19 protein-coding genes and 1 other RNA gene are annotated in these 14666 nt (G+C 60.4%); 11 read left to right on the top strand and 9 right to left on the bottom strand.

Going from position 1 to position 14666, the window contains the following annotated elements; genetic code table 11:
* Window positions 1-291 precede the first annotated feature (291 nt).
* On the top strand, window positions 292-528 hold the full coding sequence (locus JQ611_RS29630) for a DUF6894 family protein (protein WP_212467429.1): 237 nt from the start codon (window positions 292-294) through the stop codon (window positions 526-528).
* A 379-nt stretch (window positions 529-907) separates the two neighbouring features.
* On the opposite strand, the gene JQ611_RS29625 is transcribed toward JQ611_RS29630, so the two are convergent.
* A complete protein-coding gene (locus JQ611_RS29625; protein ID WP_212467428.1) occupies window positions 908-1489 on the bottom strand; it encodes a recombinase family protein in 582 nt (193 codons plus the stop codon).
* Window positions 1490-1750: 261 nt separating this feature from the next.
* Here JQ611_RS29625 and JQ611_RS29620 point away from each other — a divergent pair, with 261 nt between their 5' ends.
* From JQ611_RS29620 to JQ611_RS29605, 4 genes are all read left to right on the top strand, one after another.
* A complete protein-coding gene (locus JQ611_RS29620) occupies window positions 1751-2215 on the top strand; it encodes a hypothetical protein (RefSeq protein WP_212467427.1) in 465 nt (154 codons plus the stop codon).
* 1155 nt (window positions 2216-3370) lie between these two features.
* Window positions 3371-3535, top strand: coding sequence for a hypothetical protein (locus tag JQ611_RS29615; RefSeq protein WP_212467426.1), 165 nt, complete (start codon window positions 3371-3373; stop codon window positions 3533-3535).
* Window positions 3536-3601: 66 nt separating this feature from the next.
* Window positions 3602-3787 (top strand): hypothetical protein, encoded by a 186-nt coding sequence (locus tag JQ611_RS29610; protein WP_212467425.1) that lies wholly within the window; start codon window positions 3602-3604, stop codon window positions 3785-3787.
* On the top strand, window positions 3774-4007 hold the full coding sequence (locus JQ611_RS29605; protein WP_212467424.1) for a hypothetical protein: 234 nt from the start codon (window positions 3774-3776) through the stop codon (window positions 4005-4007). The genes JQ611_RS29610 and JQ611_RS29605 overlap by 14 nt, the downstream gene beginning before the upstream one ends.
* Here JQ611_RS29605 and JQ611_RS29600 read toward each other — a convergent pair.
* Window positions 3988-4521, bottom strand: coding sequence for a hypothetical protein (locus JQ611_RS29600; RefSeq protein ID WP_212467423.1), 534 nt, complete (start codon window positions 4519-4521; stop codon window positions 3988-3990). The genes JQ611_RS29605 and JQ611_RS29600 overlap by 20 nt on opposite strands.
* Before the next feature lie 300 nt (window positions 4522-4821).
* Between JQ611_RS29600 and ssrA the strand changes: the two genes are divergently transcribed.
* Together ssrA and JQ611_RS29590 are read left to right on the top strand one after the other, a co-directional pair.
* Window positions 4822-5183, top strand: a transfer-messenger RNA (tmRNA) gene (gene ssrA / locus JQ611_RS29595).
* A 108-nt stretch (window positions 5184-5291) separates the two neighbouring features.
* Window positions 5292-5858 carry a hypothetical protein gene (locus JQ611_RS29590; RefSeq protein ID WP_212467422.1) on the top strand — a complete coding sequence of 189 codons (567 nt, stop codon included), beginning with the start codon at window positions 5292-5294 and terminating at the stop codon, window positions 5856-5858.
* 19 nt (window positions 5859-5877) lie between these two features.
* On the opposite strand, the gene JQ611_RS29585 is transcribed toward JQ611_RS29590, so the two are convergent.
* The 7 genes from JQ611_RS29585 to JQ611_RS29555 all read right to left on the bottom strand — a co-directional run bounded on the left by JQ611_RS29585 (window position 5878) and on the right by JQ611_RS29555 (window position 11819).
* Entirely contained in the window at window positions 5878-6198 is a 321-nt protein-coding gene (locus JQ611_RS29585; protein WP_212265321.1) for a cupredoxin domain-containing protein, read from the bottom strand.
* An 11-nt stretch (window positions 6199-6209) separates the two neighbouring features.
* Complete coding sequence (locus tag JQ611_RS29580; RefSeq protein WP_212467421.1) at window positions 6210-6731, bottom strand: DUF4142 domain-containing protein; 522 nt, start codon at window positions 6729-6731, stop codon at window positions 6210-6212.
* Window positions 6732-6828: 97 nt separating this feature from the next.
* Window positions 6829-7515: an RNA polymerase sigma factor gene (locus JQ611_RS29575; RefSeq protein ID WP_212467420.1), complete on the bottom strand. Its 687-nt coding sequence runs from the start codon at window positions 7513-7515 to the stop codon at window positions 6829-6831.
* A 122-nt stretch (window positions 7516-7637) separates the two neighbouring features.
* Window positions 7638-8003: a nuclear transport factor 2 family protein gene (locus tag JQ611_RS29570; protein WP_212467419.1), complete on the bottom strand. Its 366-nt coding sequence runs from the start codon at window positions 8001-8003 to the stop codon at window positions 7638-7640.
* Between the two features lie 160 nt (window positions 8004-8163).
* Window positions 8164-8514: a RidA family protein gene (locus tag JQ611_RS29565; RefSeq protein WP_192735438.1), complete on the bottom strand. Its 351-nt coding sequence runs from the start codon at window positions 8512-8514 to the stop codon at window positions 8164-8166.
* A 295-nt stretch (window positions 8515-8809) separates the two neighbouring features.
* A complete protein-coding gene (locus JQ611_RS29560; protein ID WP_409411309.1) occupies window positions 8810-10084 on the bottom strand; it encodes a serine hydrolase domain-containing protein in 1275 nt (424 codons plus the stop codon).
* Window positions 10085-10160: 76 nt separating this feature from the next.
* Window positions 10161-11819 carry an FAD-binding dehydrogenase gene (locus JQ611_RS29555; RefSeq protein WP_212390694.1) on the bottom strand — a complete coding sequence of 553 codons (1659 nt, stop codon included), beginning with the start codon at window positions 11817-11819 and terminating at the stop codon, window positions 10161-10163.
* A 385-nt stretch (window positions 11820-12204) separates the two neighbouring features.
* Between JQ611_RS29555 and JQ611_RS29550 the strand changes: the two genes are divergently transcribed.
* From JQ611_RS29550 to JQ611_RS29535, 4 genes are all read left to right on the top strand, one after another.
* Window positions 12205-12675 carry a hypothetical protein gene (locus tag JQ611_RS29550; RefSeq protein ID WP_212265314.1) on the top strand — a complete coding sequence of 157 codons (471 nt, stop codon included), beginning with the start codon at window positions 12205-12207 and terminating at the stop codon, window positions 12673-12675.
* Window positions 12676-12759: 84 nt separating this feature from the next.
* Window positions 12760-12996, top strand: a complete 237-nt coding sequence (locus JQ611_RS29545; protein WP_249133552.1) for a hypothetical protein — start codon at window positions 12760-12762, stop codon at window positions 12994-12996.
* Between the two features lie 33 nt (window positions 12997-13029).
* Window positions 13030-13620, top strand: a complete 591-nt coding sequence (locus JQ611_RS29540) for an SCO family protein (RefSeq protein ID WP_212036736.1) — start codon at window positions 13030-13032, stop codon at window positions 13618-13620.
* A gap of 85 nt (window positions 13621-13705) precedes the next feature.
* Window positions 13706-14623 carry a transporter substrate-binding domain-containing protein gene (locus JQ611_RS29535; RefSeq protein WP_212265312.1) on the top strand — a complete coding sequence of 306 codons (918 nt, stop codon included), beginning with the start codon at window positions 13706-13708 and terminating at the stop codon, window positions 14621-14623.
* Window positions 14624-14666: the final 43 nt, after the last annotated feature.

The following is a 14666-nucleotide window of genomic DNA, read 5'->3' as shown; positions in this document are numbered from 1 at the left end:
CAAGCGCGTTCCGTTGGAGACCTTGCTCCGACTGGTAGCGCATGAGGTAGCGAGGGTATCGCGAGCATGTTGCATGTGCATAAGATGACATGCGCGCGCGAACTGACAAGCGATGGAAACCTTTGTGCGGCAGGCTGAACGTTGAATGGCGTTGAGCGCAATTAAGCGGCGTTATTGAGCGTCGAAATATATTTTTTGCGTGTTCAATTTTGAAATTTAGCTGCCGCCAACTGAGGCGACCTGATATCGGAACAATGCTGTCTACAGGAGCTTGACAATCTGGAGGTCGCAATGCCCCACTACTTTTTTGACGTTCAGGACGGCCACCGGCTTTTTGATGCATCAGGCTTTGTTTGCGACGACGATACCGATGCAATCATCAGGGCGACGGTGCTCGCCATAGGCGTTTCGCTCGACAAGCCCGAAGATGATCCTGAGCGCCGCATCGCTATTATCAACGATGAGGGGCGCGAGATTGGCACGGTGCCAGTATATTCCAAGCCCTCATACGAAAACCCGGCCAGATAGGCAGCGCGCGGCAGCCTAAATCTTGGACCCGAGTTCGCCCTTCAACCATCTTTGGGTATCGGGGTTTTCTAACGGGTCTGGTTGACCACAATCAATGCATTGCATCTTGCGGCCGCCCATGCCCTTGACGATCATGAGCCGCATTGGCTTGTGGCACCCCGGACAGACCGACGGGGATGGTTGAACCTGGGACATGATGGGACGCCTTTTATCAAGGCGGGAGCGCAATGCTCTCGGTCACCGGTAGAAGCCAAAGGGCGGGGCGGTGATTGCCCATCGTGGCATGTCCGGCAGCCGACATGCTGGTCAAAACAGCTCACATCGCGAAATCGTTGACAACTCAAAACCGGCCGATGCCATTGAAGGCGATCGACATCAATTAGCCGGAAATCACGCGCTGCACCACGCTAGTTCCGACACCAACGGTGCGCCCTATCTTCAGGATACCCATGCCATCTGCCTTCAGCTCACGTATGCGGGCCTCAATGGCCGGCTTCACAGTGCGGCGCCCCAGCTTGGTACCCTTCGCCTTGGCCCTCGCTAGCCCGGCATTCACGCGTTCACGGATGATGCCCCGTTCGAACTCGGCAAACACACCTAGCATCTGGAACATGGCCTTACCCGCCGTGGTCGAGGTATCGAGGCCCTGCTGGTGCAGGAACAGATCCACGCCCTTGTCGTGCAGGCCTTGCAGGATGCCGAGCAGATCAGTCAGCGATCGGCCCAGCCGGTCAACGGACCAGGCGGCGACCATATCGAACTCGCGGGCATTGACCGCCTTCAGCATGGCATCGAGTCCAGGGCGCTTATCTCTGCCCTTGGCGCCGCTGATGCCGGCATCCTCATAAACCCGCACCACGTCCCAGCCAGAGCGCTTGGCAACGGCTTCCAGCTCACGCCGCTGGTTGTCAGTGTCCTGCTTCGAAGTGCTGACCCGCAGATAGATAGCGACGCGTTTCATGGTGAAGCCCCCGTGTAAGAAGGCCCAAGCTAACATGGCCCATACCGAAAACAAGTGATTCACGTATAAGTGGCGGGCAGTCTAAAAGCCCAACAAAAGCAGGCTTTCAAATTGCCAAAATCGCAAGTGTTTTCGGTATGGCTGATGCTTGAAGCATGCCCCAAGCAACCTGTCACGCTCTGTCACGCCAGCTTTTTTATTGCGCGCCCGCGTTTACGTTGGGCTAATGCTTAGCGGTAAGCTTCGCGAGTGGTGGCTGTAATGGTAGATGACCTTGAACCGTTCGAAAGCCCTAGAATACTAATCGACGGCGCCAAAGAAGGCATTTCCAAATTTGAAGCGGGCTGTCGAATCTTCGTCAGCGCTTGCGAATATACGGTCATTGACTACGAAGAGCCTAGTTCTGGAGATAAGGTTCGTAAACTCAGATTCCAGCAGCGCATACCTGGCTCGCTTAGACATACCGCCTACAGCATTTTGAATGATCTCAGACATGCGCTTGACCAAGCGGTATGTGATGGAGCCATTTTCCTGGGCAGGGTTGATGGTAGTGGCCTCCATTTCCCATTCGCTAAAAGCTTGGCTGACTTCGATAGGGAAGCCAAGGCTCGGCTCAAGGGCGTCAACCCCGAGCTCTCCGCCTACATAAAAGGGCACAACGCCTATTATGGAGGGGATACGGAGCTTTATGCCTTCGGCAGCCTCTCCGGTCCCAATAGGCGTTGAAAACCTTAGCAAGCTCTTCTTGCGCAAACGCCTTTTGAGCCGGGGTTGGTTTTCCGTTCGTCGCGCTGTAGTCAATCTGTCCGGGCCATCCAGAGCTTGCCTGCAAGACGATGATGGTTACATCGGGCTTCGTGTAACTTACTTCGTCCAGCACTGCCTTCCACAGTGTCCATCTGGGAGGCTTGCCTATGACCGCACCTAGGTCCTTTGTAATGCGTCCGGCGCGCGCCAATTTTTCAAGCTCAGTGCGGACGAGATGAACATATTGCGATACGTTGGGCATCTTGTCCTCACTTCTCGGCCTCGGATGGCAGAATGCTCGCCAGGCTCTCTTCGATGTCTAAGCTATAAACCGAGCACGGCAAGTTGCTGCCCGCCGCGAGATGCTCTCGCAAGTCGAAAAGCTGGGACGCATACCAGAAAGACAATATTCCCAACAGTTCGATGAGATCGCCGGTCTCGTTCCACGCCAGCCGGAGTATGTTTACCTCTACATGGTCAGAACCAACCACTGGGCCGGAATGTTGTCGATCACAGATTCCCGTAAATCTTTGCCGAATGGAAGTCTGACAGAGCGAAGCGAAACTGAGCATGCCCGCCTGCTCCGCCTGCGGTCATCCCGGCGCCGACCACGAATGGAAAGTCCGGCACGAACGGGGGCACTGTAAGGTCCGGCACAATAAACGCCGCTGTATGTGCTCCCGATACATTCCGAACAGTGACGACCGAAAGCCTGCGAACCCGCTTATCGGACGGGTCCGTGGACGTTAACGGACGCCAGAAGAGAAGCTCGCTCCGCTCGCCCCTCAACCCTTCACGAACACCGTCGTCGATTGGAGCGGCAGAAGCCGTCCATTATGCCGCCGGCGTCACGTGAGCCGCCGCGAATCCGCCATGAATCGGTCGGAAATAGAAATTCGCATCAGAGCATAGTCAGACCCACAGCCCGGTGGCGACGGTTGCTCGAACCTCGGATCATAATACGGGGAGAATAGGGACTAGCGATCCCAATAATGACTACCGGCACGCCGCCGGCTTTAGAATGATCTTCCTGGTGCGCACGCTGTGCACCACGCGCAATGGGCCTCGATTGCGCAGGGATGATCCCAACACGTAACTCGCCTTGGCGAAGCCTTGGCACGTGGGGATTGTCCTATGAAGACCATTGGCTGGGCTGCAATTATTTACACCGTCCACGACGTTTACACCTTCGGTGCGCTCGTCCTTTTGGTCGCGGGCGAGCTTGCTGCTGCCTACGTCTCGGGTAAGCGGGTGAAGCCGGATGTTCGCAAGAAATTAAGTTCTCGGCGTTTAAGTTGAATTTAACCATCTACCCGTATGGTGATGGTGCCAAAATCCGTTTTCCTTGCAGTTTCAGAGGCGTCCATGAGCGAAGCAAACAGAAATGTCCAAAAACCTGACGTCCATAAATTGGACATCCGCGCTGCCTTGGCCACTGGCCTGCACCGGCTGGTGATCCGTACCCGTAAGGTCAGGCTGAATTGGTGGAGCGGCAACGTCGCCGTTGAGGAGAGCGTCACCACCGTGGAGCCGACCGATGCTCGGCACTGAACTCCCCGAATGGCGTAGCCGTAACCGGTTCACCCAGGACACGCTGCGGATGGCGCTAGGCGTCAAATCCCGCCAGACCATTATCACCTGGGAGAAATCGACCGAGCCGCTGCCGCGCCTCGTCGAGCTGGCGTTGATTGCGCTGGAGCGGTTTCCCGACGAGCGGAAGGTGACGACGCTGGCGACGGTTCACCGAACGCCTATCCCGGCTTCGTTTTAGCTTTTTTGTCGGCGGCAACCTTGGCCTCGGTTGCGATCACGATGTAGCCGCCGCAGTGGTGAAGTGCATCTGTCACTACTTGGGTGTCGTCCATTTGTTTTATGCTTTCCCTTCGCGGTCCTTCTGGAGTGAGGGCCAAGTAGGCTTCCCGCACCAGCTGACTCGTTTCTTTAATCTTCTCCGTATTGAGGGAGTGAACGAGCTCGTTTCTTACCTTAGAGCATCGCGACAAGAGCTCCCAAATTGGTTGACCAACTTCTGGCGGATCAATCTTATCCCTACACTCCGCTATTTTCAGTCCGGTGTAGAAAAAGCGCTGCGGGTCTCTTCCATGCACTTCCAAGAGCTCGATCATAAAACTCTCGATGATTACCTGGGTTTTCACGACGGTCAGCATCATATGTTCGATGCGTTTGACGAGCTCCATTGAGCGCTTGTGGGTTTCTTCAAAAAGCAACTGTTGCGCAGTTAGTGGCGGGTCTTCCGCAAGTATCCAGTTTTCTTCGTCGGCCATCTCTCCCTCCCTGGTTGAGGGTAACCATCACATAATTTAACGGGCAGTTCTATTTCCGGTCGGCGGTCCGGTAGGCTCAGTCCTGTCACGGCACGGTGACTTGCCTGCCGTGACCGCTGACCATGAGCAACCAACTGATAATCGACCTTGCCGAGAACCGTACACGCCTCATGAGGTATCGTTGAAAAGACTCAGAATGGTCTGAACAATTCAGGCCGGAATCGTACTCTTTTGTACTCTGATTTCAGAGATCGAATGATTCTTCCCAAGTGCTTTCACCCCGCTCCAACTGCCGACAACGGCCTATCTTTCCCCGCCAATCCCGCGTAGGGTCCACCCGTCGCAAGACGATGGCGCTGAACCTTAGAATGGACTGCGGGCAGACCCGGGGGCAGTACCCGGCGCCTCCACCTTAGCAGCTTGAGCTTAAAGGTCTCATTTCGGTGAGATCGATTTCGCCGCAAGGCAAAATCCCAGGGCTGCTATGGCGGGGGCGAACCAGGATCGATGGTCGCAAAGAAGTTCTGAATTGTGCTCGGCATGATACCGCCGTTATCGGGTCAAAAACCTAAATGCAAACGATAACGTTGCATTGAACGAAGTGCGCCTCGCGGCGTAACCTGTTCGGGGTTGGTCCACCTGGCAACAGAACGGCCATGGCCGCGTCAACCTTCGGGTTGGCGCGGCTTTTATTTGTGAAGCTGTGCGCGAGTACAATCGCAACCGTTATCGTGCTAGATTGCCGCGCCGCAGAGAGGGAGGCGAACGCGTTGACCGAGGCCATCGCTGCCGACAATAGCTCCCGCAACAACCTGCTGCTGATCGCTGCCGGCGGTCTGCTGTCGGGCCTGTTGACGCCGCTCACGCCGCAACTGATCGACAAGTTCACCGGCGGTTCCGGCAATCTGCGCATGGCGCTGGTGGCGGTGCCGTTTGCGGTGCTCGTCTTCTTCGTGGTCCGGCGCTGCAGCGCCAATCCGGTTTGGGCGGCGCTGCTTGCCGGCATTGTCACCATGGTCGCTTTTGTCTGCGCGGTGAACGCTGCGATCTGGATCGATGTGCAGGCCTATGGCGCCTCCAAGATCATGCGCAATGTCCTGGCGGGCCTCGCCGGCGGTTTTGTCGGCGCCGGCTTGATGGCGCTGGCGATCGCGCTGCTGCCGGCCGGGCCGCGCGATGCGGCGTTATGGATGCGGATGCTGCTGACGGGCACGCTGGCCGGTACGCTGATGGCGGTCGACAGCGCGCTCGATCTCGATCTCACCTCGGTGCTCTATCCGGTCTGGCAGGCGGCGGTCGCGGTGCGGCTCGCGATGGTGCTGCAGCGAGGGACGTAGACCTGACGAGGTTACCGGCTTACGGCGCGATCGTCAGCACGGCCTTCATGTTGGGATGGAAGCGGCAGTAATACTCGACCGTACCGGCCTTCTTCAGCACCGACGTCACAGTCTTCTTCGGCGGCATGGCGACATCGAAATCGCCGTTTCGCGCGGTGGCGGTGTGGGCGAAGATGTCCTTGTTGATCCATTCGATGGTGTCGCCGACCTTGGCGGTTACCTGCGCCGGCGACACCACGAGATCGTCCATTACGATCTGGATGGTTGCGGCATGCGCCGGGACGACAATTGCGCCCGCTATCAGGGCGGTCACGATGAGAAACGTGCGTCTCGGCAGCATGGCAGTCTCCGTTACTTCAGGCCAGCGGCGACGTGTTCGGCGTGCTGCTGGTGGCCCTGAAAGAGCTTCAGGCCGGTCTGCAGCAGGCTCTTCAGCTCGGCATTGCTGGCTGACGGGATCAACAGTGTCTCGAGCGCGCCATTGACCGCCTTGTGGTAGGCAACCTCGTTGGCGACATAGGCCTTGTCGTACTCGGCGCCCTTCAGCTTGGCGAGTTCGGCCAGCTTGTCAGCCGCCTGCTTGGACAGCGTCTTGCTGGTGTCGTTATCCTCGGGCGTCACCTTCAGCTTCTTGACGAGGTCGAGCGCCTGCTTGTTCACGGCTTCATGGTCGCGCACCATGCCTTCCGCGAACGCCTTGACGTCCTTGTTGCTGGCCTTGGTGATCGCCTGCTTGGCGGCGGCGACGTCGATGACGCCTGCGGTGTAGGCGATATGCGCGATCTGCGGGTCGGTGGGCTTTGCACCCTGCGCCAGCGCGGCGCCGCCCAAGAGGCTCAACGCGGCAATGGCTGCGCTCAATCGAACGAACATGGTTTGACACTCCTGTGGCGCCGGCCGCGAGCGGCCGGCTTTCAAGTTGATTGCACAGGAGTTGGATGGCGCTGGTGGCGGGAGGTTCCCGAAAAAATCAGATAAAGCCGAGCCGGTTCAGCACCGCATCGGTGAGCCGTACGCAGCGCCTGCCGGCAAACGGAAACGCATCCATCACGACAGGGCCGATCTTCTTCTCGACATTGTCGCGCAGCATGACGCGGGCGCGATGCAACCTCGTCTTCACGGTCACGGGATTGAGCCCGAGAATTTCGGCGGTCTCCTCGACATTCATGCCCTCGATCACCCGGGTGATGAAGACGAGCCGGAACGGTTCCGGCAATTCGTCGATGGCGTGTTCGACGACATGCTGAATTTCACGTTGGGCCATGGATTTTTCCGGGTCGTCAGCGGCCGCGCGGGGAAACTGGATGATCTGGGCTTCGAGCGTGCCCTGCGGCAATGACGACAGTTCCACGCCCGGCCGCTGCCGGCGCAAGCGCCCCAGCGCCTCGTTCATGGCGATCCGCGCCAGCCAGGTCGCCAGGCTGGAATCGCCGCGAAAACTCTCCAGATGCGTGAAGGCGCGGACGTACGTCTCCTGCACGACGTCCTCGGCCTCGCCGTCATTGCGCAGGATGCCACGGGCGAGCCGGTAGAGCCGGCGGTTGTTCGCCTGCATGATGGCGCGAACCGCCGCTCCGTCGCGGCCCAACGCCCGGCGGATCAGGTCGAGGTCACCAGTGTCGACGCGCGGAATATGAGGCGTGTGGGCCTGACGCATGATGGTTCCACCAATAGCAATGTATTGGGGTTGGATGCGGCAAAGGCCAAGAGGTTCCCGAAATAATTTGGGGCGCGTCGGCGGCTACCTGGGATTGCCCAGGCAGCCGCACAGCCTGTCGCTCACGCCCCTGCCGGCACCTGATCGAGGAAGCCGGTGATGCTGCGGATGCGGCCGTCGCTGAGCACGGCGAAATCGGTGCCCTTGATCGGGCTGTCGGCGCCGTCAGGGCCGAGGCCCCAACAGAAGCGGACGTGGTCGCCGTACCCATTGGGCTCGCCGATCAGCTTGAATTTGAAATCCGGAAACCGCTGCTGAACGCCTGCGATCAGCGCATCGACACCGTCATGGCCGTCGCCGCTCATCAAGGGGTCGACATAGCGCGCATCTTTGGCCCAGTTCGCGGCGAGAAGCTCGCGGCGGCGGGCCGGGGTTCGCTCGTTCCACAGGTCGATGTAACGGACGGCAATCGTTCGGGCGTCGGTCATGGGGCTCTCCTTCGTTAGCGCCGAATGGATCGGCTGGCCTGTTATCGAAGGTTCGCGCGCGTGTTTCGATTACCTCGGAGGTCAAGGAAACGCGGTCAATGAGATACGGATCAAAGAAAGGTACGGCGCGAGGGCAGGCAAACCCTCGCGCCGCGAAAAATCACTTCGCCGCAACCACCATGATCTCGACGTTGTATTGCGGGGACGCCAACTTGGCCTCGACCGTGGCGCGCGCCGGGGTGTTGCCCGCCGACACCCAGCCGTCCCACACCGCATTCATTTCCGGGAAGGTTTTCATGTCGGTGATGTAGATCGTGGCCGACAGCAGCTTCGACTTGTCGGTCCCGGCTTTGGCGAGATGGCCGTCGATGGTCTTGAGCACGTCCTGCGTCTGCTTGGTCACGCTTTCGCCGGCTGCATTGTTGGCGACGACGCCCGCGAGATAGACGGTGTTGCCGTGGACGACGACCTGGCTCATGCGCGGGCCGGTTTCGAAACGCTGGACTGACATGGTGTTCTCCGTTTTTTAAAGTGGCGCGCCTCCTTAGCGCGCCGGGGCGCGATCGGCTACTGCGTTCTTGGCAATGAAGGCCACTCAAATTGTCACGTGTCGGGGAATCTACTTAAAGGAAGCCAGGTGGTTTGGCTTTGCCGGAACGCTGCGGCCGGCCGACGGTATTGCACGGAGTACAATTGTCCGATTGCAACGCAAAAAGTCATGCGGCCTTGAAGCTGCTGTGGGACGGTGCCGCCGGATATGCGCATTGAGTTCTGCCGGCAACCAGCCCACTGCTTCGCCGCTGAGGTCACTTATTTTCGAACGCGTCATACACCAGCGCCTTGAAGGCGGGAGTGATGCGTGAGCGTTCGAGCTGGGTTTGCTCCATGAGGATGTAGACCATGTCCAGTTTGGGATCGACGCCGAAATATGTTCCGCTGCCGCTGTCCCATTTGAGCTCACCGATCGAGCCCGCGGGCGGCGGCTTTGCGTTCCCCGGCTCCACGCGAACCGCAAGGCCATAACCGTAGCCAAAACCATCGCCGGGAAAATAATAGTAGTCGCGTCCGACACCGGAGCCCGGTCCGATCTGGTCTGACGTCATCTGCTTGAACGCGGCCGGGCTGAGATACTGCTTGCCGTCCAGCTTTCCGCCGTTGAGCAGCATTTGCGCAAATCGTGCATAATCCGTGATGGTCGAAAGCAGGCCGCCGCCGGCTGACTCCCATTCGGCGTGCCTGCGCCGTTCCTCCCCCGACATACGCAGGACGGTATCGCCCGGCAGCGGCTCGGCCATGCGTGCCGCTTCAGCCGGGCCCTGCAGCACGAACTTCGTGCTGGTCATGCCAAGCGGATCGAGGATGCGCTCTTTCAGGAACTGATACAGCGATTTACCGGAGACGATTTCGATGACGCGCCCGAGAACGTCGGTGGAATGGCCGTAGCGCCAGAGTGTGCCGGGCTGTCTCGCCAAGGGCAGCCGGGCAATGCGCTCGGCAAACTCCGTGTTGTTGAAATGTCCCTCAAAGATGTTGGCGTCCGTATACGTCTTCATGATCAATTCGCTGCCGATGTATTCATAGGTAATACCCGACGTATGCCGGAGCAGGTCCTCGATCGTCACCGGCCGGATCGGCGGCACGAGTTCCAGGATCGGGTTGCCGTCCTTCGGTTTGGATTCCACACCGACTTTCGTGTCGGCAAATGCCGGAATGTATCGGGACACCGGGTCGGCCAGCGCCAATTTTCCTTCGTCGATCAGCATCATCGCAGCCACGCTGGTGATCGGCTTGGTCATCGAATGGATGGCAAAGATCGTGTCCGGCGTCATCGGCAGTTTGGTCGCGACGTCCCGAACGCCGAAACTCTTGAGATAGACGGGCACTCCATGCTGCTGGATCAGCACGACCGCGCCGGGAAGCTTCCCGGTAGTCACTTCGTTTTCGAAAAATTGCGACAGGCGCTCGAGCTTGGCGGGTGACGGCGCCGGCGCGGCGACGTTGGCCTGGGCGCGGGCGGGGACGTCGCTCCCGGCCATCACAGCGGCCGCGATGGACAGAGCCCATATGATCTTCGGCATCATGGCAAGTATCCCCCGCGCAAGTAGGCCGGAACGGCCGCAGCAACTGCTTCGATCGCCCAGGTATTCTGCGGCCTTGTCAGCCGGCCGCCTTCGCCGCCGCGCGTCCCGCATTGCGCCCCGAAAACAGGCACCCGCCGAGGAACGTGCCCTCCAGCGAGCGATAGCCGTGCACGCCGCCGCCTCCGAAACCGGCGGCTTCGCCGACGGCGTACAGCCCCTTGATGATTTCGCCGCCTGTGCCGAACACGCGGGAGTCGAGATCGGTCTCGAAGCCGCCGAGCGTCTTGCGGGTCAGGATATTGAGTTTCACCGCGATCAGCGGACCATGCTCGGGGTCGAGGATGCGATGCGGTTTGGCGGTGCGGATCAGTTTGTCGCCGATATAGCGCCGCGCATTGTGGATGTTCATCACCTGCGCATCCTTGACGTAGGGATTCGTCATCTCGCGGTCGCGCGCCTCGATCTGACGCTTGATGTGATCGAGCTGCAGCAGATTGTCGCCACTGAGCGCGTTCATGGCGCTGACGAGGTCGGCGAGATTATCGCGGACGATGAAGTCGGCGCCTTTTTGCTTGAATGCTTCCACCGGCGCGGGTGCGCCCTTGTTGGTGGCGCGCTTGATGGTCATGCGCCAACTCTTGCCGGTGAGGTCGGGGTTCTGTTCCGAGCCGGAGAGTGCGAACTCCTTCTTGATGATGCTCTGGGTCAGGATGAACCAGGAATAATCGTAACCCGTCGACATGATGTAGTGCAGCTGGCCGAGCGTGTCGGAGCCGGGAAACAGCGGCGCGGGCAGCCGTTTGCCTGTCGCGTCGAACCACAGCGATGACGGGCCGGGCAAGATGCGAATGCCGTGACGCGGCCAGATCGGCGACCAGTTCCTGATACCCTCGACGTAATGCCACATCCGGTCGCGGTTGATCAGCCGCGCGCCGGCAGCCTCGGTGATCCCGATCATCCTGCCGTCGACATGTTCGGGCACGCCGGAGATCATGAATTTCGGCGGCGCGCCGAGGCGCTTCGGCCAGTTCTGCCGGACCAGATCGTGATTGCCGCCGATGCCGCCGGAGGCAACGATCACTGCCTGGGCGCGAAAGCTAAAATCGCCGGTGACCTGGCGCGAGCTGCTCTGGCCGCGTTCGACATTGGTGGGTTCGAGGATCGCCCCGCTGACGCCGTCGACGGTGCCGTTGGTGATACTGAGGGCATCGACGCGGTGGCGGAACTTGAAAGTCAGCCGGCCGTTCTTCTGCGCCTCGCGCGCCCGCCGTTCGAACGGCTCGACGATGCCCGGGCCGGTGCCCCAGGTGACATGAAAGCGCGGCACCGAATTGCCGTGCCCCATCGCGTCATAGCCGCCGCGTTCGGCCCAGCCGACCACGGGAAAAATACGGTGGCCCATCGCGCGCAGCCAGTCGCGCTTCTCAGCCGTAGCGAACGCGACATAGGCCTCCGCCCACTTCTTCGGCCAGAAATCCTCGTCGCGGTCGAAGCCCGCGGTGCCGATCCAGTCCTGCAGCGCCAGATCGTAGCTGTCCTTGATGCCGAGCCGGCGCTGTTCGGGGCTGTCGACCAGGAACAGGCCGCCGAACGACCAGAACGCCTGACCGCCAAGGCTTTGTTCGCCCTCCTGGTCGATCACGATGACGCGCTTGCCGGCGTCGGCGATTTCACATGCCGCGACCAGGCCGGCCAGCCCGCCGCCGACCACGATTACGTCCGCGTCCTCTGCCATCCATGTCCTCCCCAGCCCAGAGCCCCCTTCCGATTGAAATCGGAAAGGGGCTCTGTTTGTTGCTTTGACGCGTTTTCTTCGCGCGAACCGGTGCCCACTTCGCTGGAAAACGCTCCGATGTTGATTCAAGCCACGCCATCCAGCGCGCGGTCAACGGCAAATGCCGCTTGCCTGTGGCGAAGCTGCCACCGTGGAAACGTTAACTTGTTCCAGTTTGGGACCTTTTCGTTCTTCGGGTGCAGCGCCATTGCAACACTTAATTTGAATTTGTTTTGAGCGGCTCCAGCCGCCTAGACAAAATCACGGTCTCGAACGACGCTCGCGAAGTCTTGCATCACTTAGACAATCAGATTCGGGTTCGACGTTTCAGGACTGGGGCTGGGATATGAAGCTGGCGACGGGGTTGCTTGCGGCGGTGCTGCTGCTGGCAGGGGTTGTATCGAGCCAGGCGGTGGTCCGGATCGCCGACGATCGCGGCGGCCGGATAGGCACTTATGTCGATAAATACCAGGGCCTGCGGAGTTCCGGCGAGATGGTCATCATCGACGGCCTGTGCGCCTCGGCCTGCACCATCGTTCTCGGCGCCGTTCCCCACGACAAGATCTGCGTCACCTCGCACGCCAATCTCGGTTTCCATGCCGCCTGGGATTTCGGCGCCAACGGCCGGGCGATCACCAACGCCGAAGCCACCCAGATGCTGTATTCGATGTACCCGACACCAATCCGGCGCTGGATCGCCCAGCGCGGCGGCTTGACCCAGCGCATGATCTTCCTGCGCGGCAAGCAATTGCAGGCGATGTTCAAGCCCTGCTATCTCGACGCCCAGGCGTCCGCGATCAAGCCCGCGTCTCGCTGAGATCCCGGCGTCACACCGCGATCGCCTTAGCGTCGCGCTGAAACGGCAGATATTCCTCCGCATGACGTGATCGGCTGCGCGGCCATGGCGCTTGCCTGGCCCTGGAACTGGCCCTATCTGAACCCCATGGTTCAGCCGATTTCCACCCAGCATGGGATGATCGCGGCGACCCGGCCCGAGGGCAGGGTGGCGTCCGCGATCGTCTGGGGCGCCGCCAGCCTCGGCGGGCTGGCCGTATGCGGCGCCGCGGCGCTCTGGTTCCATTACGGGACCACGGTGTTCTTTGAAATGATCGCCGCCGGTATTTCGGCCTGCTTCTGATCCGGACATAGAAAGTTCTTGGGGAATTCTTGCATGGACCGGAGCATCCGACCGCTGGTGATTGTCGCATCCTTTGCCGTCAGCCTGCTGGTTGGCCTCCTGATCATGTTGTGGGCGCTCGGCGGCCTGCGCACCGTCACGGCGCCGGCCGCGATCGGCGGGCCGTTTCAACTGACCGACCAGGCCGGCCAGACCGTGACCGACAAGGATCTCAAGGGCCGGCCGACGCTGATCTTCTTCGGCTTCACCCATTGCCCCGATGTGTGCCCGACCGCGCTGTTCGAGATTTCCGAAGTGCTGAAGGCGATGGGCAAGGACGCCGACCGGGTCAACGCCTTTTTCGTCTCGGTCGATCCGGAGCGCGACACCGCGGCCGCGATGAAGGAATATCTCTCCAGCTTCGACCCGCATCTGAAGGGCCTGACCGGCAACCCCGAGGCGGTGTCCAAGGTGCTGTCGGCCTACCGGGTTTATTCCAAGAAGGTCCCGCTCAAGGACGGCGATTACACCATGGACCACACGGCGCTGATCTATTTGATGGATCGCGACGGCCGCTTCGTCTCGCCGTTCAACCTGAAACGGACGCCCCAGGAAGCCGCGACCGATCTGAAGAAATACCTCTGAGCCGTACCAAAGCCCCGCAAAACGGCCTCGCATCGGATGCCGGATGGTCTATAAGGCCATCCAATTCCACAACAAAACGCCGGCAATGCCCCACCAGCCAGCCTTGTTACAAAGCGCCAGATTGCCAAAATCCGTCCGCAGCCTGCTGACCGGGATGACGATCGCGGCTGCGCTGGCCGTTTTGCTGCCCGGTGAGGCGTCCGCACAAACCGCGCCCCGGCCCGCGGTCGAGGCGGCGCCGCAGGCGGTGCCAGGCTTCTGGGACCCGAGGCGGCGTCCGGACCGGCCCGATTTGTCGCGCCTGACCGTGATCCGGTTCCTGACCGAAACCGACTATCCGCCGTTCAACTTCACCGGCCCCGACGGCAATCCGGCCGGCTTCAACGTCGATCTGGCGCGCGCGCTGTGCGACGAGATCAAGGTCACCTGCACCATCCAGATGCGCCGGTTCGAGACCCTGATCGACGCCATCACCAGCAACCGCGGCGACGCCATCATCGCGTCGATGGCGGTGACGCCGCAATTGCGCGCCCGCATCGATTTCACCGACCCCTATTACCGCGCGCCGGCGCGCTTCGTGTCGCGGCGCGACGCCGTGATGCCGGAGGTGCGTCCCGAATATCTCGAAGGCAAGAAAATCGGCGCCATCGGCGGCACTTCGCATGAGGCCTATCTGAAGGCGATGTTCACCGACGCCGAGATCAAATCGTACCCCAATGACGAGGCGCTGCGGCTGGCGCTGCGGCGGAGCGAGGTCGATTTCATCTTCGGCGATGCGATCGCGCTGGCGTTCTGGATCAACGGCACCGATTCAGCCGAATGCTGCGCCTTCTCGGGCGGGCCGTTCGTCGAGAGCCGTTATTTCGGCGAGGGCATCGGCATCGCGGTCCGCAAGGGCAACGATCTGCTGCGGCAGTCGCTGAACTGGGCGCTGTTCCGGCTCTGGGAAAAAGGCCGCTATACCGATTTGTGGCTGCGATATTTCTCGATCAGTCCGTTTTGACGGAGTCGCAGACTCCGTCATTTTGCAATTTGCCACGGAAGCG

Origin of the sequence: Bradyrhizobium sp. AUGA SZCCT0182, from assembly GCF_018130185.1 — a bacterium.
Lineage (GTDB): Bacteria > Pseudomonadota > Alphaproteobacteria > Rhizobiales > Xanthobacteraceae > Bradyrhizobium.
Note: the sequence above shows the minus strand (reverse complement) of the source record. Positions and strands in the feature narration are given on the sequence as shown.